The sequence below is a fragment of the Bremerella alba genome (genome assembly GCF_013618625.1).
Lineage (GTDB): Bacteria > Planctomycetota > Planctomycetia > Pirellulales > Pirellulaceae > Bremerella > Bremerella alba.
On sequence record NZ_JABRWO010000009.1, the window covers coordinates 132271 to 152297 of the forward strand.

Consider the following 20027-nt stretch of genomic DNA (forward strand, 5'->3'; position numbering starts at 1 on the left):
AATGTGGAGATTTTAATCAGCCGTTAAAGGTTCGGTCAACCGGAATGGTGGGCGGGGATTTTTGACTCGGTGGGTTTCCAGGCAACCAGGTGAAGCTCTACGTTGCTGCGGCCTCGGAATGTGTTGATGACTGGGTGATAGGCGATGTCCAGCGGGCCATCGGTGGCTTCTAGTTCGTCGGCCCACTCGCCTCGACCGAACGCGACTCCTCGGATTTTGACTCCGTGGTGTTCTAGTTGAATGGCCAGATGCCGTTCGCCGCCGCCGATCTTTTTGGGTGGAGCTGCCAGCTTGGCTCCTGTGGCGCACATCAGTGGTCTCGGGTTGCTTTGGCCGAAGGGGCCTAGCTGGTCGATCTGTTGGACGATTTGTTTGGTCAATTGAGTGAACGGGGCTTCGGCGTCGATCACTAGTTCGGCGACGCGGTCTTCGTCGGTGACGTTTGCAGCAGCGTATTCGCAGAACTCGTGGCGGAAGTTTTCGATCTGCGCTTCATCGATTTGCAGACCGGCTGCCGCGGCGTGACCACCATGACCCAGCAGCAAGTGATCGCATGCCTGGAGGGCTTCGTGCAGGTTCAATCCATTCGCCGAGCGGCAGGAGCCGACCCCATGTTTTACGCCAGCTTCATCCAACGCGATCATGACCACCGGGCGATTGTACTTGTCGGAAAGTCGGCCAGCGACAATACCGATGATGCCTGGGTGCCAGCCGTGGCCGGCGAGGACTAACGCAGAATCGTTTTCTGGATCGAACTCGTCTTTGATCTGTTTGTTGGCGGCCAACTGAACGCTTCGCTCGAGACTCGAGCGACTATCGTTGAGCTGATGCAGGTAGTCGGCCAAGGCAGCGGCTCGTTCGTTGGAATCGGTCGTTAGCAACTCAATTCCCAACTGCGCTTGCCCAAGTCTTCCGGCCGCGTTGAGCCGTGGGGCCAGCGTGAAACCAATATCGTCGCTGGCCAAGTAAGGCTTATCGTTGAGGTTGGTGACTTTAGCCAAAGCACTCACCCCAGGCACAGGGAACTCGCGGAGGCAATTCAAACCGTGGCGTACTAACAGCCGGTTTTCATCGGTCAGGGGCACGACATCCGCGACTGTGCCGATGGATGCCAATCCCACAGCAGACAGTAAATAATTCTTGTAGCGATCGGTGACTCGCTTCGAATCGCATTCCAGCTGGCACATCGCCCAGGCCAGCTTCAAGGCAACACCAGCCCCGCATAATCCGCCGAAGGGATAGTTCGTCCCCGGAAGGCGTGGATGCACGATAACCGACGCCGCAGGGAGTCGCTCAGCCATTTCGTGGTGGTCGGTGATTATGAGTTCCAGGCCAAGCTCTTTGGCATGGTCGGCCTCGGCCACACTGGCAATGCCGCAATCGACAGTAATTACCAGGTCGGTCCCGCGCTCGGCCAGCTTGGTTAAGGCCTCGTTGTTCAGGCCGTAGCCTTCATCGATGCGGTTAGGAACGTAGTACGATACGGACGCTCCCATCAGCTTCAGGCATCGGTATAGAATTGCGGTCGACGTGATCCCGTCGGCGTCGTAGTCGCCGTAGATGATGATCTTTTTGTCTGCGTGCGCAGCGGCGTGAATCACGGCGGCGGCTTCTTTGACGCCTGGGAGAAGCTCGGGATCTCGCAGGCCTGAAAGCTTGGCATCGAGAAACTCGCGGGCAGCTTCCGCATCGCGTATGCCTCGGCAAACCAGCAATTGGGCAACCACCGGAGGAATACTAGCGGCTCGTTCCAGGGCGCGAACGATGGACATATCGTGCGGAAGAATTCGCCAAGTAGCATCCATGAATGGGGGGTCGCTCCGTCAGTAGAGAAAAGAGATGGGCCAATGGTCAGATTATCTCGGGAAAGCCACTGAGTTCCAGCCCTATGTTGCGAGATCAGACTGTTTTCGAGACATCAGATTGTAAGGCGCATGCAAGAAGCCGGATCGAATTGACCCGGCTTTCACACTCTGTGCAGCGACTCGGAACGTGCCGATGGAGGATATCGGCAGCCGAGAGCTTATTTCTTCTTTTCAACGTGAACCGTGTGCTTACGCAGACGGGCACAGTACTTCTTCAGGCGAAGCTTTTCGCCACCAGGTTTGCGGCGGAGCGAGTAGTTATAGTCGCCCGACTCTTCGCAAACGAGAAATACGGTTTCAGCTTTCTTGCTCTTTTTGGCCATGGCTTGGACCAATCACCTGTTTAAGGTCTACAGACGGGTGTATCGAAACCCTAGTTTTTAGCAAACGGGGCCGTTTCTGGGAAGGGCCGCGTGCAGGCTGTGGGGGAACTTCGTGGCAGTTTTCCGAGGCTCTTGAAGAAAGTCAGGAAATCTAAAAGGTCGAGAGTACAAGTCCACGGCGAAATCGTTCCTTTTTCATGTGAAGATTGGCAATAAAAGGTCGCCATAATTACGAATAAAACCAAAGAATACTGAAACTCATCCACGTCACATCGTTGATAGTAATGTTGCTGCCCTTATTAGGGGGTGTTGCGGGGATTCTTTCACCGTAGAATACTGTTAGTGAAAAATCTCCTCCAATTTGCCAATCCATCGGTGAACTGGTGTCGCTCGACCTCGAGGCCCTTTTCTTTCCTCGAAGGCTGGCGTCCAAGTGTCACGTAAGGCGTGATGCTGTAATGAGTTATAAGTCTCCGCTTCTAGCGCGAAGCGACGAATTCCACGGAGAATTGAAATGGCTCAAGTTGAAGCTGATCACGAATCGCACGACGAACATGAAGAGCAGAAGCCAAGAATTGCTACGCGCTTCCTGTTGTTTACGGCTGTTCCTTCCTGGCTGATCAGTCTGGTTGTGCACCTTGTCTTCTTCCTGATCTTGCTGACGATCTTCATGCCGCCGATCCAGAAGGATAAGCGCACATTGACCATCAACGATTCCGCCGACGCGGAAGAGATTGAAGAGTTGGTCTTGGAAGAGTTTGAGCCGATCGACGAGCAAACGCTTGAGTTCGATGACCCTCCGGAGCAGCCGGAAGAGGCCGTCTTAAGCGACGAGATTGTCGTCTCGGAATTCCAGGAAGAGATGGCGGCCACGCAAATGGTGGAACTGAGCGACTTTGCCGAAGAGACGATGCCGTTCTCTGACGTCATGAGCGAAGTGGCTGGTGTCGATGGCAACGCAACTTCTGGCCGTGGTCAGGCCACGCGTACGCAAATGCTGCGTGAAAACGGTGGTACCGGGGCGAGCGAGCAGGCGGTTGTCTGGGGGATTCAATGGATCGCCGATCATCAGCTGAAAGATGGCACGTGGAGCTTCGATCATCGTCGTGGTGCCAAGAAGCCGGGCAGCAAGGACTGGGGCACTTTCGGTGATTCGCCACGTGCTGCGACTGCTATGGCCCTGTTGCCGTTTCTGGGTTCTGGCATCACCCATAAGGAAGGCAAGTTTAAGAAGCAGGTCGAAGCAGGCCTGGGTTCGTTGATCAAGCTGATGGAAGTGCGTGGCGATACCGGCAGCTTCCGCGAGAATGAAGGCAATATGTATTCGCATGGGCTGGCGACGATCGCTGTCTGCGAAGCCTATGCAATGACGCAGGACAAAAACCTTCTCGGGCCTGCTCAATATTCCATTAACTATATTCAGGCCGCGCAAGATCCTGTCGGTGGTGGCTGGCGTTACAAGCCACGGCAACCGGGAGATACCTCGGTGGTCGGCTGGCAGGTGATGGGGCTCAAAAGTGGGCATATGGGTTATCTGGGCGTGCGTAAGAACACGATCGCTGGGGCGATTAAGTTCCTCGATTCGGTCCAGACGAAGAATGGTTCTGCCTATGGTTATGCCGATCCGGGCGACAAGCCGTCGATGAATGCTGTGGGGCTGTTGTGTCGGATGTATACCGGCTGGAAGAAAGACAACCCGGCCATTCAACAAGGGGTGCAAACCCTGGGTAAGCGTGGCCCGAGCCTCGGGAACCGTTCGGACATGTATTACAACTATTACGCCACCCAGGTCATGCGTCAGTATGGTGGTCCCGAATGGGACAACTGGAACGTGAAGATGCGTGACTTTCTCGTTAAAGAGCAGGTTCCTCAAGGTCAGCCAGAAGCAGGTAGCTGGTACTTCAATGGCCCCCACACCGATAAGGGAGGCCGCCTGTACAACACCTCGCTGGCACTGTTGACGCTGGAAGTTTACTACCGCCACTTGCCGATCTACAAGGCGAATGCTTCCGAGGAAGACTTCCCGCTGTAATCAGTACGATCGATTCAACCGAACCCATAAGACCTCGTGCAGGACCATGATTCTGCACGAGGTTTTTTGTTGCGCGATCGGGAGGGGTTTCTGGCCTATAATTTTCCGTTTCTACGGATCACCTTCCAGGGCAGCCAAGTCGCTTGCAGGCCAAACCTTCCATCGCGAAACATGAAGCTCGGTCCCAAGAAGGGGCATCGGCAGAGGATGCGCGCGTGCGGTTTCGCTTTCGGAAGTTGGTCTTGCTTTCGATGGACCGCATCAAAGGGGGCATCAGCTTCTTTGCCAGTGCCGTCGTCCATTTTATCTTGCTGATCGTCCTGGCATTGTGGGTCGCTCCGACGGGTCCCGGCGGCAATTCCAATGCGATTACGTTGTTGCCGTACGAGCAACTACCAGAGGACCTATCGATCGTTCAGACGGTAACGCCAATCGAGATCAGCCAAGCTCAAGACACCATGCAGCAAGAGCTGCAGACCGACTCGGCCGCGGCAGGCGAATTAACCAAGCTGACCGAACCGCTGCCCGACCAGTTTGCGACCAACGATCAGGCCGCGACTTTAGAGACAACCAGCGACCTGCAAAAGAACCTGCCTTGGCAGATGTCGGTTCCTTCCAAGGGTGGGGGCGGTTTTCAGGGGCGCAGTGGAGAGCTTCAGAAAGAGCTGCTTTCCGCACGTGGTGGCTCGCCGGCAACCGAGGACGCCGTCGAACGTGCGCTGCGTTGGATTGCCGCCCATCAACTGCCGGACGGCTCGTGGAGTTTTAATCATCACGAGGTCGAAGTTGGCAAGCTCAGTCCCAACCCCGGCGAACCCCTGACGCGAACTGGAGCCACCGGCCTGGCTTTGTTGCCGTTTCTCGGCAAAGGGTACACGCACATGAACGAGAACCCCTATCGAGATCAGATCGAGCAGGGGCTCTATTTTCTGCGAGCCAATCAAATCGTCGGTCCCAACGGGGGGGACCTGCAGGATGGATCGATGTACGGTCACGGGCTCGCCACCTTAGCATTGTGCGAAGCGTACGCGATGACCGGAGACCCGGCGTTGCGAATGGAAGCCACCGAGGCCGTGCGCTTCATTGAGTATGCTCAGCACGACCAAGGAGGTTGGCGTTATCAGCCGAAGCAGCCAGGCGATATCAGTGTTTTCGGCTGGCAGTTGATGGCCCTGAAGAGTGCGCTGCTGGGCGATATCAAAGTCGATAGTTCGACCATCGGCATGGCAGAGTTCTGGTTAGATCGCGTACAGCAAGCCGACGGTGCGTACTACGGCTATCAGCATCCTGGGAAGATGGTTTCGCCCACGTCGATCGGGCTTTTGTCCCGCATGTATCTTGGGTGGCCCAAGCAGGACCCACGCATGCACCGAGGGGTTGATTTTCTGTCGGATGAAGGGCCCTCGAAGACCGACATGTATTTCAACTATTACGCGACCAACGTGTTGTGTCATTACGGCGGGCCACAGTGGGTGGGATGGAACGACAAGCTCAAGGCCTACCTCTTGAAGACCCAGTCCCGTAAGGGATACACGACCGGTAGTTGGTACTTTGATGAAAAGCACGCACGCGTTGGTGGGCGATTGTACGTAACGTGTCTCTCGGCGATGATCTTGGAAGTCTATTATCGCCACATGCCTTTGTATTCGGAGAAGTCGCTTGACTTCACGTTCTGATCGTCCTGCCTGGTATGACGCTATTTTGCCGGTGATTGACCTGCGATTTGGCCAGGTCGTGCGAGGGATTGCTGGCCGTCGCGATGAGTATCAGCCGGTCGAGTCTCGCTACGCCGACGATTCGCGGCCAGGCAGTATTGCTCATGTGTACGCGTTGAATTTCGGATTTCAGGACTGTTATGTCGCCGATCTGAATGCGATTGTCGAGGGGCAGATCGATGTCGCCGGGCTTGAAGCGATCGCCGTTCAAGGGCTTAAGGTTTGGCTCGATGCGGGCATCGGAAGCGCGCGCAAGTGGCAAGCGTGTCAAAACGCGCTAAGCAATTGGGAGCCGTATCGCTGGGTTGTGGGGCTCGAGTCGCTGGAAAACTGGCAGGCCCTGGAAGAACTGCTCATCCAGATAACGCCAGAGCGACTTGTCTTTAGTCTGGACATGCAAGCAGGGCAGCCGTTAAGCACCCAGGCAGATTTTGAAGGGATGTCGCCAGAGCAAGTTGCCCGGCGTGCGGCAGATATCGGCGTGAAATCGATGATTCTGCTCGATCTGGCGGCTGTCGGTCAGGGGCAGGGGAGTCAGACCGAATCGCTCTTTGGGGCGTTGCACGAAGAACTGCCGAGTGTCGAGCTGCTCGGGGGCGGGGGAATGAGCTGGCCAGAAGATATCGAAACGCTCGCGCAGTGTGGGGCTCAGCGAATCTTGGTGGCCTCGGCGTTGCACGATGGCCGGATCGCGCCGCTTCTGGGGTAGCTTCCCATGTTATTTTTTGAGGACGGCATCAATTTTTTTCTGCCGCCCTCTGGGGGAAAGCTGGGCAAAAACAATCGACTTGGAAGCTTAGCTGAGCCCCTATTGTTTGCCCCGTTCTACTAGTAAATCAATTGCTAGCCGGACCGATTCCCTTAGGGCTTTCCAGTGGGTGTCAGTTTTCCACAAGTTGATTCGTGCCGTTTCTCATTCTCGCCGCACGGCCACGCGTAAGAGTGCGGAGTTCCCGCAGGTCATTTTAAGTGGCCGAATCTCCCCTTGCTGAGTCAACGCAAGGCATTATCATTTCAAGTGTCGAGTTGGTTACCCCACCAAGCACTGATTGTTCTGGAAAGATACCAGGCAGGCAACGCCGCTTCGACGCTGGCAGGCCTTCCTCTTGGTTACGACCATCTTTCACTCGGACACTAACGCAGAGCACGCACCCAGTCACTCCGAGATTTTTCCCACAAGTACATCAAGCGGGGGACATTCGACACTGACATTGTGATAGTTTTCACAAAGCCTACCTGGCAAGTGTGTTGAACCATAGCCTCCCAAGCGGGAGTGAGGCCCAAGATGCCACAGCGGATCACGATTAGCAAAGGCCTGAACCTGCCTATCGCAGGCAAGCCGAAACAGTCGGTACAAGAGATCGCGGACGTTCGTAAGGTTGCCGTGATCGCTCGTGATTATGTCGGCATGAAGCCGACGATGATGGTTACCGAAGGGGATGTCGTCCAACTCGGACAGCCCCTGTTTGAAGACAAGAAGACGCCGGGGGTGTTCTTTACCGCACCCGCGGCCGGCAAGGTGGTTGAGGTCAACCGCGGTGCCAAGCGTAAGTTTCTCTCGGTGGTCATTGAAGTCGAAGGAGACGACACGTTCTCTTTTGAATCGTTCAGCGAAGACAACCTGGTAGGTCTCGACCGTGAAAAGGTCGAGCAGAACCTGTTGAAGTCGGGCCTGTGGACCGCATTTCGGACGCGACCTTTCGGTAAGGTTCCTGCTCCGGGGTCATCGCCTCGGTCGATCTTTGTCACGGCGATCGACACCAGCCCGCTTGCGGCTGATCCGGCCCCGATTATCAAGGGGAACGAACTGGAATTCATCGCAGGTCTTGAAGCAATCAGCAATTTGACCGACGGCAAGGTACATCTCTGCCAGGCTCCCGGAGCCGCACTGCCAGGCAGTGATCTTCCGTTTGTTAATGATGTCGAGTTTGAAGGCAAGCATCCTGCCGGTTTGGCGGGCACGCACATTCACTTCCTCGATCCGGCTGGGCCAGGCCGCATCGTATGGTATCTCGGTTATCAAGATGTGATCGCCATTGGTCACCTGTTTCGCACCGGCGAACTCGATACGCGGCGCGTTGTTTCGCTGGCCGGTCCCGGCGTGAAAGAGCCTCGGCTGATCAAAGCTCCGATCGGTGCGAGCATCGAAGACCTTACCAAAGACCAACTCAACGAAGGGCCGATGCGGAAAGTTTCCGGCTCCGTTCTGTGCGGTTACGAGTCCACCGGCGTCGAAGCCTATCTCGGTCGTTACCACACCCAGGTATCGGTCCTGGAAGAAGGTCTCAACCGCGAAATGTTCGGCTGGCTTGCACCCGGCTTTAAGAAGTTCTCGGTAAAGACCGTGTTCGCTTCGTTCCTGTCGCCAGGCGAACTGGACATGACGACGACCGCCAACGGTAGCCACCGGGCGATCGTGCCGATCGAAGTTTACGAAACGATCATGCCTCTGGACATCGAACCGACGGCCTTGCTCAAATCACTCATTGTAGAGGACACCGATTCCGCTCAGGCTTTGGGTTGCTTGGAATTGGAAGAGGAAGATATCGCCCTGTGTACCTTTGTGGACACGGGGAAACACGATTTCGGTACCATTCTGCGGAAAAACTTGACCCGCATTGAAGCCGAAGGATAGCCATGAAATTTTTACGCGGAATGCTCGATAAGGTCGAACCAATGTTCCTCGATGGGGGGAAGTTGGAACGGCTCTATCCGCTGTACGAAGCGGCGGATACGTTTTTGTACACGCCACCAGATCGCGCCAAGGGTTTGACCCACGTGCGCGATGGGTTGGACTTGAAGCGAACGATGATCTTCGTCGTTCTCTCCCTGCTGCCATGTATTTACATGGCCCTATGGAATACAGGGTATCAGGCCAACTTGCAGATCGCCGACTACGGCGCTACTGCCACGGCCGACTGGCACGAGACCATCTTCGAGATGACCGGGCTCAGTCACGATCCCAACAGTTGGATCAGCAACATGGTGCTGGGGGCGATCTTCTTCCTGCCGATTTACATCGTCACGATGTCGGTGGGTGGGACGATCGAATTGATCTTCAGCATCGTGCGGAAGCACGAAATCAACGAAGGCTTCCTGGTCACCGGGATGCTCTTTCCATTGATTCTGCCCCCCACCATTCCTTTGTGGCAAGTCGCCACGGGGATTGGCTTTGGCGTGTTAGTGGGTAAAGAAGTCTTCGGCGGTACCGGTAAGAACTTCCTGAATCCGGCCCTGACCGCGCGTGCGTACCTTTACTTCGCACACCCCACCTTCTTGACCGGCGAGAAGATCTGGACGGCCGTTTCGCCAGACGGTTTTACGGGAGCTACCACCTTGGGTGTGGTTGCGACGGCACCTGTTGGCACGACGATGTCGGAAGCCATGCAGCAAGTCGACGGCCATGGAATTACCTGGAATCAAGCCTTCTTCGGTGTGATGCAAGGGTCGATGGGCGAAACTTCGGTGCTCGCTTGTTTGCTCGGTGCGGCTTTCCTGATCGCTACCGGAATCGGTTCCTGGCGAATCATGCTCGGCTGTGTGATCGGTGCGATGGGGCTCTCAACCGTCTTCCACTTGATGAGCAGTGACGTCCTGTACGGCATGGCTCCGTGGTGGCACTTTGTGGTGGGCGGCTTTGCCTTCGGTACCGTCTTCATGGCGACCGACCCGGTCTCTGCCGCGATGACGCGAACCGGCAAATGGATATACGGCATCTTGATCGGTGTCGTGACGATTCTCATTCGTGGTGTCAGCCCGGCCTTCCCGGAAGGGATTATGTTGGCGATCTTGTTCGGCAACGTGATGGCTCCGCTGATCGACTACTTTGTTCTGCAAGCTAACATCAATCGGAGAAAGGCCCGCTATGCGACGTGATAGTGTTGCCGGAACCATTTTGGTTGCCGCGGTTTTATGCGTGGTCTGCTCCGTCATCGTGAGTGGTACGGCGGTTGGGCTGAAGAGTCTTCAACAGGCCAACGCCAAGCTCGACAAGCAGCGTAACGTGCTGGCGGCCGCCGGCCTCCTCAAGCCTGGGGATACGGCTGCTGATGTCCAAGCGACGTTTGATAAAAACTTCGAGAAACAATTCGTGAACCTCGAAACGGGCGAAATCGTCTCGGCCGAGCAGCTGAAAGAAGCTGGCGTCGCTGAGCCAGCAACTTACGATCCGGCCGAAGTTCGCGATAACCCGCAGCTGAACCGGACCGTTGAAGGTTTGCCTGGGATCACCAGAACCGAGAAATACGCGGACGTCTATCTGGTTAAATCAGATGACAAAACGCTTGAAGGGGTTGTCCTGCCGATCTACGGCAAAGGCCTGTGGTCGACCATGTACGGCTTTTTGGCACTCGACGCCGATCTGACGACCGCCAAGGGGATCACTTTCTACCAGCACGGTGAAACGCCGGGCCTGGGTGGTGAGGTCGATAATCCCAACTGGAAAGATCAGTGGCCAGGTAAGAAGGTCCGAGACGACGCTGGTGATGTGCTCATCGAAGTCGTTAAGGGTCAGGCCAGCGGAGACTCTGAGGTCGATGGCTTGTCGGGTGCGACGATCACAACCAATGGTGTGAATCATTTCGTCCGCTTCTGGTTGGGTGATCAAGGCTTCGGTCCTTATCTCAAGAACCTCGAATCGAAGGAGAAGTCCAATGGCTGATTCGCAGTCTCCTAAGGACGTTTTGCTCGACCCGGTCGTGCATAACAACCCGATCGCTTTGCAGGTCTTAGGGATCTGCTCGGCGTTGGCCGTGACCTCCAAATTGTCGACGGCGTTCACCATGTGCTTGGCGGTGATCGCAGTGACGGCCTTCTCGAACCTGGGCGTCAGCATGGTTCGCAAATTCATTCCCAGTAGCATTCGTATCATCGTGCAGATGACCATCATCGCCTCGCTGGTGATCGTGGTCGATCAGCTTCTCAAGGCCTTCGCCTACGACATCAGCAAGCAGTTGTCGGTGTTCGTCGGGCTGATCATTACCAACTGTATCGTGATGGGGCGGGCCGAAGCGTTCGCCATGAAGCATAAGCCAGGAATCAGTTTCCTCGACGGTATCGGCAATGGGCTGGGCTACTCGATGATTCTGCTGGTCGTTGGTTTTTTCCGCGAACTGTTTGGTAGCGGCTCGCTTTTCGGTATTACTATTATGCCGTTAGTCAAAAACGGCGGCTGGTACGAATCGAACGGCCTGATGCTGCTGCCCCCAAGTGCGTTCTTTATCATCGGGTTCATCATTTGGGTGATCCGAGCGTTCAACACTGACCAAGTCGAATCGGAGGGTTAAAAATGGAAGAAGACTATTTGACCATCGCCCTCAAGGCGGTCTTCAGCGAAAACCTGGCCCTCGCGTTCTTCCTGGGGATGTGTACGTTCCTGGCTGTTTCTAAGAACGTGAAGACGGCACTTGGCCTCGGTTTGGCTGTGATTGCCGTGATGGGGATCACCATTCCTGTGAACCAATTGCTGTACTCCTTCTTCTTGAAGAAGGGTGCGATGGCTTGGATCAATCCGAGCTTGGCCGATATGGACCTGAGCTTTCTCGGTCTGATTAGCTACATCGGCGTGATCGCGGCGATCGTGCAGATTCTGGAAATGACGCTCGATCGTTACGTTCCGGCGTTGTACACGGCCCTGGGTATCTTCCTGCCGCTGATCACCGTGAACTGTGCCATCCTTGGTGGTTCGCTGTTCATGGTCGAACGAAATTACAACTTCGGGCAAAGTGTGGTTTATGGACTGTCGGCCGGTTTCGGTTGGGCATTGGCCATCTGCGCTCTGGCTGGCATTCGTGAAAAACTAAAATACAGCGACGTTCCCGATGGCCTCAAAGGCCTGGGCATTACGTTCATCACCGCCGGTTTAATGGCGATGGCATTCATGTCGTTTGGCGGTATGATTCAGTAAGTGCTGTCCGGTAAGGGTCGCATTAAAATTCATTAGCAAGCTCCTGGTATCAGGAAGAAGTTAGTCATGGAAATTGTTCTCGGCGTGAGCATGTTCACAGGGGTGGTCCTGCTCCTGGTGGTCATCATTCTCTTGGCCAAGAAGGCTTTGGTGCCGTCCGGAGATGTCCAGATCGACATCAACGAACACTCCAAGGACATTTGTGTCCCCGCAGGCGGCAAGCTGCTTAGCGCGTTGGCCGACCAAGGCGTGTTCGTCTCGTCGGCCTGTGGTGGCGGTGGTACGTGTGCCCAGTGTATCGTCCGCGTGAAAAGCGGCGGCGGCGACATCCTGCCGACCGAGCGATCGCACATCAACAAACGCCAGGCCCGCGAAGGCTATCGCCTTTCCTGCCAGGTCGCCGTCAAGCAGGACATGGAAGTCGAAGTCCCGCACGAAGCGCTGGAAACCAAGAAGTGGGAATGCGAAGTCATCTCGAATCGCAATGTCGCCACGTTCATTAAAGAATTCAAGCTGAAGATTCCCGAAGGGGAAGCGGTCAACTTCAAGGCCGGTGGTTACATCCAGATTGAAGTCCCACCGCACGAAGTCAACTATAAAGACTTCGCCATTGAAGAGGAGTACCACGAAGACTGGGACAAGTTCAACCTCTGGCGCTACGTCAGTAAGGTCGAAGAGCCTGTGATTCGTGCTTACTCGATGGCCAACTACCCGGGCGAAAAGGGCATCATCATGCTCAACGTCCGCGTTGCTTCGCCTCCGCCGCGTGCTCCCGAAGGTACGCCTCCGGGTAAGGTTTCCAGTTACATCTTCAACTGCAAGCCAGGCGACAAGGTGACCATCAGTGGTCCTTACGGCGAGTTCTTCATCAACGACAGCGACGCCGAGATGGTTTACATCGGTGGTGGTGCTGGTATGGCTCCGCTGCGAAGTCATATCTTCGAGCTGTTCAAGCAACTCAAGACCGGCCGTAAGGTGACCTACTGGTACGGTGGCCGTAGTCTTCGTGAATTGTTCTACGTGGAAGAGTTCCGCGAGATTGAAGAGCAGTTCCCGAACTTCAAATTCAACATCGCGTTGTCGGATCCGCTGCCGGAAGACAACTGGACCGGCTACCAAGGGTTCATCCACCAGGTGCTGCTCGAGAACTACCTCAAGGATCACCCGGCACCGGAAGACATCGAATATTACATGTGTGGTCCGCCGATGATGAACCAGGCCGTCTTCAAAATGCTAGACGATCTGGGTGTCGAACCTGAAAACATCCGCTTCGACGACTTCGGCGGCTAAGCCCTAACGGCGAGCCCGTCCGGCTCGCAACGATCATGCAAAACACCATCACGGCCAGCCTTTTATGGCTGGCCGTTTTCCTTGGATGCCAACAAGCGGCACCGCCGGACCCCATCTCGACCATCGAAGGTCAGACGATGGGCACCACGTATCACGTTCGTGCGGTTACCGGTCCGCAGGGGCCCCAGCGGCTGACCCAACTGCAGGCAAAGGTCGATCAACTTCTGGTTCAAGTGAATCGCCAGATGTCGACCTACGATCCCGACTCGGAACTGTCTCGCTTCAACGGCTCTCCGGCCAACGAGTGGTTCCCGGTTTCGCTCGAACTGATCGAAGTCATTCATGCTGCCCGGCAGATCAGCGATGCCACCGACGGAGCTTTCGACGTGACGGTCGGACCGGCGGTAAACCTCTGGCGGTTTGGCCCGGACAAACAGCGTCAAGAGTTTCCGACCGATCAAGAGATTGACGACGCCGGCAAGCTGGTGGGTTATCAGCAAGTCGAAGTGCAGGCAGATCCACCGGCGATTCGCAAAACTCAAGACGACGTCTATGTCGACTTGTCCGCGATTGCCAAAGGGTATGGCGTTGACGTGGTATTCGACTTGCTGCAAAAGGAAGGCTTCACCGACTTCATGGTCGAGATCGGCGGCGAAGTTCGCGCGGCCGGGCTCAAGCCCGACGGCGAGCCATGGAAGATCGGAATCGAAACGCCAGCCGACGATGCCCGGCAGTACAATTTCATAGTTGGACTACGCGACAAGGGACTGGCGACTTCCGGCGACTATCGCAATTTCTTCGAGCACGACGGCAGACGTTACTCGCATACCATCAATCCCCAGACCGGCAGACCGGTCGAACACGACTTGGCTTCGGTGAGTGTCCTTTTCGATAGTTGCATGATGGCCGACGGTTATGCCACCGCACTTTTGGTCTTGGGACCGGTCGAAGGATATAATTTCGCACAAGAGCATAACCTGGCCGTTCTTTTCCAAATGAGGAAAGAGGATGGTACCGTCGAGACCAAAGCCACCACTGCCTGGCAGCAGTATCAATTGAATTAGAGGAACTCAGCCATGCTTTATATGTTGCTCATTACCATCGGCGTCTTTGCCATTGCTTTGGCTGCGATGGCGATCGGCGTGATCCTCAGCAACCGTCAAATCAAGGGAAGCTGTGGCGGGCTGAACAACTTTAAAGACTCGGTGGGCAATCCTATCTGCGATTCGTGCAGCAAGCCTTCTCCTTCGTGCAGTGGAATTCCTGAGCAAGAGCGTTGTCAGGAACCATCCACTGACGGCGACCAGGAAGTCGAAGACGAAGTGACGCATCACGCGCAGTAAGGGCCGCGCGTTTTCCTTCTGCGACTCTTTTTGAGACATTTGCGAAACTTTGCATTGCGTGCGCGGGTTTAACGAGAGAACCTGAACTTTTCGCATTGTTGCACTGTCACCTAAGGGTCTGGTCATGAAATGCTCATCGCGGCATCTTTCGCTTCTCGGTATTATCTTGTTCGCTTCCGGTGTCTTCGCTCAAGCACCGTCATTCGATCGGCTAGATCGCAACCAGGATGGCAAGATCCAAAAAGACGAGATCCCCGAGCGTGTTCAGCGTTTGTTCGGTCTGATTGATCGGGATTCGGACGGTAGTATCAGTGAAGATGAATTCGATGCGTTTGAAAAGCGACGAGCCCAGATGCAAAGACAGCGTGCAGGCCAACGATCCCAATCAGGTGACAACGTGACCGGGGTGAAGATTACGCGTGACATTGCTTATGGCGATGGCAAAATCAATCGTCAGAAGCTAGATGTCGCGGTGCCTGAAAAGCCTTCGACGGACAAACCGTTACCGGTCATCGTGCTCATTCACGGTGGCGGCTGGCAAGGCGGAACGCACGGTCCGTTCCTTAACCGCGCGACGGCGTTGGTCCGCAGTGGCGACTTTGCGGCCGTCTCGATTGGTTATCGTCTGACCGACGTCGCGAGTTGGCCAGCTCAGATTCACGACTGTCAGGCCGGTCTGCGGTGGGTGAAAGCGAATGCCGAAAAGTACAACTGGGATCCCGAAAAGATCGTCGTGTGGGGAAGTTCCGCCGGGGGCCATCTCGTGGCCATGCTAGGCGTATCAGCCGATGTTTCGGAGTTAGACGGAAAGCTGGGATCTCATAGCGATCAATCGCTAAAGGTGGCTGGCGTTGTCAACTTTTTCGGCCCGGCGAACATGCTGACGATGGGAGATCCGAAGGGGTTCGAGCGTCACGATAGTCCTGACTCGCCTGAGAGCAAGCTCTTGGGTGGCCCAGCGAAAGAGAACGTCGAAGTCGCCAAGTCCGCCTCGCCGCAATTTCATGTTTCCAAGGGGGACGCGCCGATTTTGATTCTGCACGGCACGGACGATTCGACGGTTCCGTTTCAGCAGTCGGTAGATTTTCACGAGGCCTTGACCAAGGCCGGTGTCGACTCGACCTTCGTACACGTGAAAGGGGCCGGTCATGGGTTCGGCGGCCAGGAAGTCAACGATCGTGTTGAGGCATTTTTGCATAAGGTTCTACTGGGCAAGGATGTCGAAGTGAGCGATAAGCCGATCGACGCTCCGCAGCGTCAACAGCGACGACCCCGTAGCGAATAACACAGTCTTGCGTGCAATCGTACGAGGGATGAACTATACTGGGCCGACGAAGTCAGACAGGACGAGTCGGCCTTTTTTGTAGAGATTTCCATGCTTCGCGCCACGCTCTTCGCTTTGTTGTTTTGCTTGACGATCCTTTCGCCGTCACTGGCGGGCGATCGGCCGAATATCGTGTTGATCTATGCCGATGATCTGGGCTGGAAGGACGTCGGCTATCAAGGTAGCGACTTCTACGAAACGCCGGTCATCGACTCACTCGCCAAGCAAGGCATGACCTTTTCGGCTGCTTACGCGTGCGCGGGAAACTGCGCCCCGAGCCGCGCTTGTCTTCTTTCAGGGCAGTACACCCCGCGGCATCATCTCTATGCCGTTTATAGCACCGACCGAGGTCGCAAAAATGAGATGCGGTTGGACCCCATTCCCAATCGCGATGGCCTTAGTCCGGAAAGCTACACCTTGGCCGAAGCACTTCAGGACGCAGGCTACGCGACCGGTCACTTCGGCAAATGGCATTTGGCTGGCAAGGACGGCGCTAAGCCCCGTCAGCAAGGCTTCGACGAAACGTACGACTCGTTCGGCGATGGCCAGCTAAAGGAAGGAACCGAAACCAACAAGAAGGGGCCTCCTACTGATCCCAAAGGGGTCTTCACGCTGACCGACAAAGCATGTGCGTTCATCGAGAAAAATCGCAATCGCCCTTTCTTTTGCTACCTGCCGCATCATGCGATTCATGGTCCGCTGCAAGGGCAACCGCAAACGGTCAGTAAGTTTAAAGCCAAGCCCAAAGGCGAAAACCACAAGTCGGTCATGTACGCGGCGTGTACCTACGACCTGGACGAAAGTGTCGGACGGCTTCTCAAAAAGCTCGACGAGTTGAAGTTGGCCGAAAAGACCATCGTGATCTTCACCAGCGATAATGGCTCGACGCCCCGGTCATCGCAAGAACCGCTGCGTGGCAACAAAGGTGGATACTACGAAGGGGGCATTCGCGAACCGTTGATCATTCGTTGGCCTGGCAATGTGCAGCCTGGCAGCACGTCTGATGTGCCGGTCATTCAAGTCGATCTCTTTCCGACCATCCTCGCTGCTGCTGGGGTCTCGGTGCCGAAAGGAAAAAGCTTGGATGGCGAAAGCCTGATGCCGCTGCTAACCGGCCAGGGGCAGCTCGAGCGATCGGCGATCTTCTGGCATTTTCCTGGGTATCTTGATAGGCCGGTCACACGCGGACGGCCGTTGGATGTTCGCACTGGCTTTCGTTCGCGGCCGGTTACGATCATCAACAAAGACCATTGGAAGCTGCACCTCTTCCACGAAGAGTGGGTGCTCGATGGAGGAGCGGCGAAGCTGCCTGAAAATGGTGCTGTCGAGCTTTACAATCTGCGGGAAGACATCGGCGAACGTCACGATCTGTCGGCTTCTCATCCCCAAAAACGGGACGAACTGCTAGGTGATTTACTGCGCTGGCACGCAAGTGTCGGGGCCCTGGTGCCTAATCAGCCGAACCCGAAATATGACCCGGCCCCTGTGAAAATGGGGAAGGGGAAGCGGAAAAAATAGTTCGATCGGCTGTTTTGCCAATCTATCAGGCTGATATCCAGGGAAACCTACCACCATTCCACCCGTCAGGGGAGCGATGAATTGACCGCAAGTTATGGCTGTCAAAGGGTTTTCCTATTGGACTTACATGGCGACTCTCGTGTAAAATACAAACACCTGAATCATTTCAGGAATTCCTACGGTATTAGGTGACGATGTAACAAGAGAGCCGACCTGCCGTGGGACAACCCGCCTGATGTTCCTTCCCCGCCTGCTAGCTTTTTGTAGTACGACGTCGTTTGGTTTCCATAAGGAACGTCGAACGGGTAACCGTCTGTAATTCTGCAAAGCATGCTCTAAGAGCCTATGACTTTCCATTCTCAGTTCGTTCGCATCACCCTGCCGCTTGCGCTGTTGGTGCTCGCCTGTTCGGCCCCCATGGTTTGGGCTGACGAGGATGCTCTGCGCGACAAGGGCCGGAAGATCTACCTTTCGATGTGTGCTGATTGCCACGGCGAAAAAGGAGAAGGCGTCGTCGGGGCTTACGAATCGGCACTGATCGGCGACGCCAGCCTGGGCGAGCTTACCCACCAGATCACCAAGACCATGCCGGAAGGGGACGCCGAAGCGTGCGTCGGACCCGATGCCCAGTCGGTCGCGGCGTTCATGCATTATGCGTTTTACAGCGAAGCGGCACGGATCCGAAACCGTCCTCCGCAAATCACCTTGGCACGTCTCACCGGCAACCAACTCCGTCAGAGCCTGGCCGACCTTTACAGCCACTTTCACGGTGTCCCCGGCTACACCGACGAACGGGGCGTGAAGGGCATCTATTTCACCGGCTCTCGTTGGAAAGACGAGAACAAAAAAATCGAACGCGTCGATCCGACCATCGACTTCGATTTCGGGAACGAAAGTCCCGGCGAAGGGATCGGCAAGGAAGAGTTCTACGTTCACTGGAACGGAAGCGTCATCGCCGAGGAAACGGGCGACTATGAAATCATCGTGCGAAGCACCATTTCGTTCACTATGGATTTCGGTAAGCTCGGTCGTACCTTGATCGACAACCATGTGCAGTCCGGCGACAAAACCGAGTTCCGCGAGGTCGTCCGGCTGACAGCAGGTCGCGCTTATCCGTTTAAGATCGATTACATTCAGCGAAAACGGAAGACCGAACAGCCGCCGGCGAGTATCTCGCTTTCGTGGGTTCCGCCTCATAGTGTCGAGCAGCTCATTCCCAAACGAAATTTGATTCCTTGGACGATCGAGCCAACGTACTCGCTCCAAACTAAGTTGCCGCCTGACGATCGCAGCTACGGCTTCGAGCGAGGGATTGCCGTCGATCGCCAATGGGACGATTCCACCACGTCGGCCGCGATCGAGTTTGGCATTGTTGCCGCCGACGAGCTGTGGCCCCATTACAGTCGGCGAAACAAGAAGATTCCCGAAGAGAACCGTGCTCGCCTGAAAGCGTTTCTGACTGAGTTCGTCGAGACCGCATTCCGCACAAAGCTCTCGGAGGAAACCAAGCAGCTTTACATCAATCAGCAGATTGCCGAGACTCCGGACGATCACGAAGCCATTCGGCGTGTCGTGCTGATTACCCTGAAGTCTCCTCGGTTTCTTTATCCGCAAACCGATGCGATCGATTCGCCTTCGCAGAAGGTTGCCAATCGTTTGGCATTGACCTTCTACGACTCGATTCCGTCGGACAAGTGGTTGCTCGAAAAGGTCGAACGCAATCAGTTGCAGGACGAAAAGCAAGTCCGCGAAGCTGCCTGGCGGATGGTCAACGACTTCCGGACCCGCGGCAAGACGCGTGAGATGCTGCACGAGTGGCTTAACGTGAGCCATTTCGGGGACATCACCAAGGATAGTGCCCGCTTCCCTGGCTTCGATCCACAACTGCTGGCCGACATGCGGGCCTCGCTCGATCAATTCCTCGACGACATCGTCTGGAGCGAGAAGAGCGATTACCGCCAGCTGTTTACCGCCGACTGGGCCTACACCAGCGATCGCATGGCCGAGTTCTACGGCGACCAGTGGAAGCCTGAAGAGGCTCCCCCGGGGGAAGCCGACAAGCTGCCTCGCGGTCCGGGTCCTCAGCAGTTGCGAAAGACGGCCCAAGGGGGCGAACATCGATTGGGTTTGCTGACCCATCCTTACCTCATGAGTGGGTTGGCTTACACGGACACCTCGTCGCCCATTCACCGTGGTGTGTTTCTGATTCGGTACATGCTCGGTCGAACGCTGCGTCCGCCCAATGCTGCGTTCACGCCGCTTAGTCCTGATCTGCATCCCGATCTGACAACGCGTGAGCGGGTCGCACTGCAAACCAGCCCCGACAGCTGCCAGGTCTGCCACACGCGGATCAATGGGTTGGGGTTCACGCTGGAACGTTTCGACGCCGTCGGGCGTTTCCGCGAGATCGAAAAAGACCAGCCGATCAATTCCTTGGGTAGTTACATAACGCGTGATGACCAAGAAGTTACCTTTCAAAACGAACAAGATTTGGCCCAGTTTTTGGCCACCAGTGACGACGCCCACCGGGCCTTCGTCAGCCGAGCTTTTCAGCACTTCGTCAAACAGCCGGTGGCCGCCTATGGCCCCGAAAAACTGGACGAGCTGACCGAAAAGTTCAAAAATAGTGGATACAACATCCGCGCCCTATTGGTCGAGATCGCAGTGATCGCGGCCATGGAACCCCACAACGCCAAGATTGCAGGATGAACT

16 protein-coding genes are annotated in these 20027 nt (G+C 55.7%); 14 read left to right on the forward strand and 2 right to left on the reverse strand.

The genetic code is table 11. From position 1 onward, the window contains the following. Positions 1-35: 35 nt before the first annotated feature. Together recJ and rpmG are read right to left on the reverse strand one after the other, a co-directional pair. Entirely contained in the window at positions 36-1805 is a 1770-nt protein-coding gene (gene recJ / locus HOV93_RS16270) for a single-stranded-DNA-specific exonuclease RecJ (protein WP_207397584.1), read from the reverse strand. A gap of 218 nt (positions 1806-2023) precedes the next feature. After that, positions 2024-2188 (reverse strand): 50S ribosomal protein L33, encoded by a 165-nt coding sequence (gene rpmG, locus HOV93_RS16275; protein WP_207397585.1) that lies wholly within the window; start codon positions 2186-2188, stop codon positions 2024-2026. Positions 2189-2702: 514 nt separating this feature from the next. On the opposite strand from rpmG, the gene HOV93_RS16280 reads away from it, so the two are divergent. The 14 genes from HOV93_RS16280 to HOV93_RS16345 all read left to right on the forward strand — a co-directional run bounded on the left by HOV93_RS16280 (position 2703) and on the right by HOV93_RS16345 (position 20024). Next, positions 2703-4220, forward strand: coding sequence for a prenyltransferase/squalene oxidase repeat-containing protein (locus HOV93_RS16280; protein WP_207397586.1), 1518 nt, complete (start codon positions 2703-2705; stop codon positions 4218-4220). Between the two features lie 215 nt (positions 4221-4435). Further along, positions 4436-5896 carry a prenyltransferase/squalene oxidase repeat-containing protein gene (locus tag HOV93_RS16285; RefSeq protein ID WP_207397587.1) on the forward strand — a complete coding sequence of 487 codons (1461 nt, stop codon included), beginning with the start codon at positions 4436-4438 and terminating at the stop codon, positions 5894-5896. Beyond that, a complete protein-coding gene (locus tag HOV93_RS16290; protein WP_207397588.1) occupies positions 5880-6644 on the forward strand; it encodes a HisA/HisF-related TIM barrel protein in 765 nt (254 codons plus the stop codon). The genes HOV93_RS16285 and HOV93_RS16290 overlap by 17 nt, the downstream gene beginning before the upstream one ends. 576 nt (positions 6645-7220) lie before the next feature. Then, positions 7221-8570, forward strand: a complete 1350-nt coding sequence (locus tag HOV93_RS16295) for a Na(+)-translocating NADH-quinone reductase subunit A (protein WP_207397589.1) — start codon at positions 7221-7223, stop codon at positions 8568-8570. Between the two features lie 2 nt (positions 8571-8572). After that, positions 8573-9811 carry an NADH:ubiquinone reductase (Na(+)-transporting) subunit B gene (locus tag HOV93_RS16300; protein WP_207397590.1) on the forward strand — a complete coding sequence of 413 codons (1239 nt, stop codon included), beginning with the start codon at positions 8573-8575 and terminating at the stop codon, positions 9809-9811. After that, entirely contained in the window at positions 9801-10595 is a 795-nt protein-coding gene (locus HOV93_RS16305) for a Na(+)-translocating NADH-quinone reductase subunit C (protein ID WP_207397591.1), read from the forward strand. The genes HOV93_RS16300 and HOV93_RS16305 overlap by 11 nt, the downstream gene beginning before the upstream one ends. Then, positions 10588-11220 carry an NADH:ubiquinone reductase (Na(+)-transporting) subunit D gene (locus HOV93_RS16310; RefSeq protein ID WP_207397592.1) on the forward strand — a complete coding sequence of 211 codons (633 nt, stop codon included), beginning with the start codon at positions 10588-10590 and terminating at the stop codon, positions 11218-11220. The genes HOV93_RS16305 and HOV93_RS16310 overlap by 8 nt, the downstream gene beginning before the upstream one ends. A 2-nt stretch (positions 11221-11222) precedes the next feature. Further along, a complete protein-coding gene (gene nqrE / locus HOV93_RS16315) occupies positions 11223-11840 on the forward strand; it encodes an NADH:ubiquinone reductase (Na(+)-transporting) subunit E (RefSeq protein ID WP_207397593.1) in 618 nt (205 codons plus the stop codon). 66 nt (positions 11841-11906) lie between these two features. Next, positions 11907-13130 (forward strand): NADH:ubiquinone reductase (Na(+)-transporting) subunit F, encoded by a 1224-nt coding sequence (gene nqrF / locus HOV93_RS16320; protein ID WP_207397594.1) that lies wholly within the window; start codon positions 11907-11909, stop codon positions 13128-13130. Positions 13131-13165: 35 nt separating this feature from the next. Then, entirely contained in the window at positions 13166-14194 is a 1029-nt protein-coding gene (locus tag HOV93_RS16325) for an FAD:protein FMN transferase (RefSeq protein WP_235990495.1), read from the forward strand. 12 nt (positions 14195-14206) lie between these two features. Then, complete coding sequence (locus HOV93_RS16330) at positions 14207-14473, forward strand: hypothetical protein (protein ID WP_207397595.1); 267 nt, start codon at positions 14207-14209, stop codon at positions 14471-14473. A gap of 124 nt (positions 14474-14597) precedes the next feature. Next, positions 14598-15758 carry an alpha/beta hydrolase fold domain-containing protein gene (locus HOV93_RS16335; protein ID WP_207397596.1) on the forward strand — a complete coding sequence of 387 codons (1161 nt, stop codon included), beginning with the start codon at positions 14598-14600 and terminating at the stop codon, positions 15756-15758. 90 nt (positions 15759-15848) lie between these two features. Continuing rightward, complete coding sequence (locus HOV93_RS16340; RefSeq protein WP_207397597.1) at positions 15849-17315, forward strand: sulfatase; 1467 nt, start codon at positions 15849-15851, stop codon at positions 17313-17315. 345 nt (positions 17316-17660) lie between these two features. Further along, a complete protein-coding gene (locus tag HOV93_RS16345; protein WP_207397598.1) occupies positions 17661-20024 on the forward strand; it encodes a DUF1592 domain-containing protein in 2364 nt (787 codons plus the stop codon). Positions 20025-20027 lie beyond the last annotated feature (3 nt).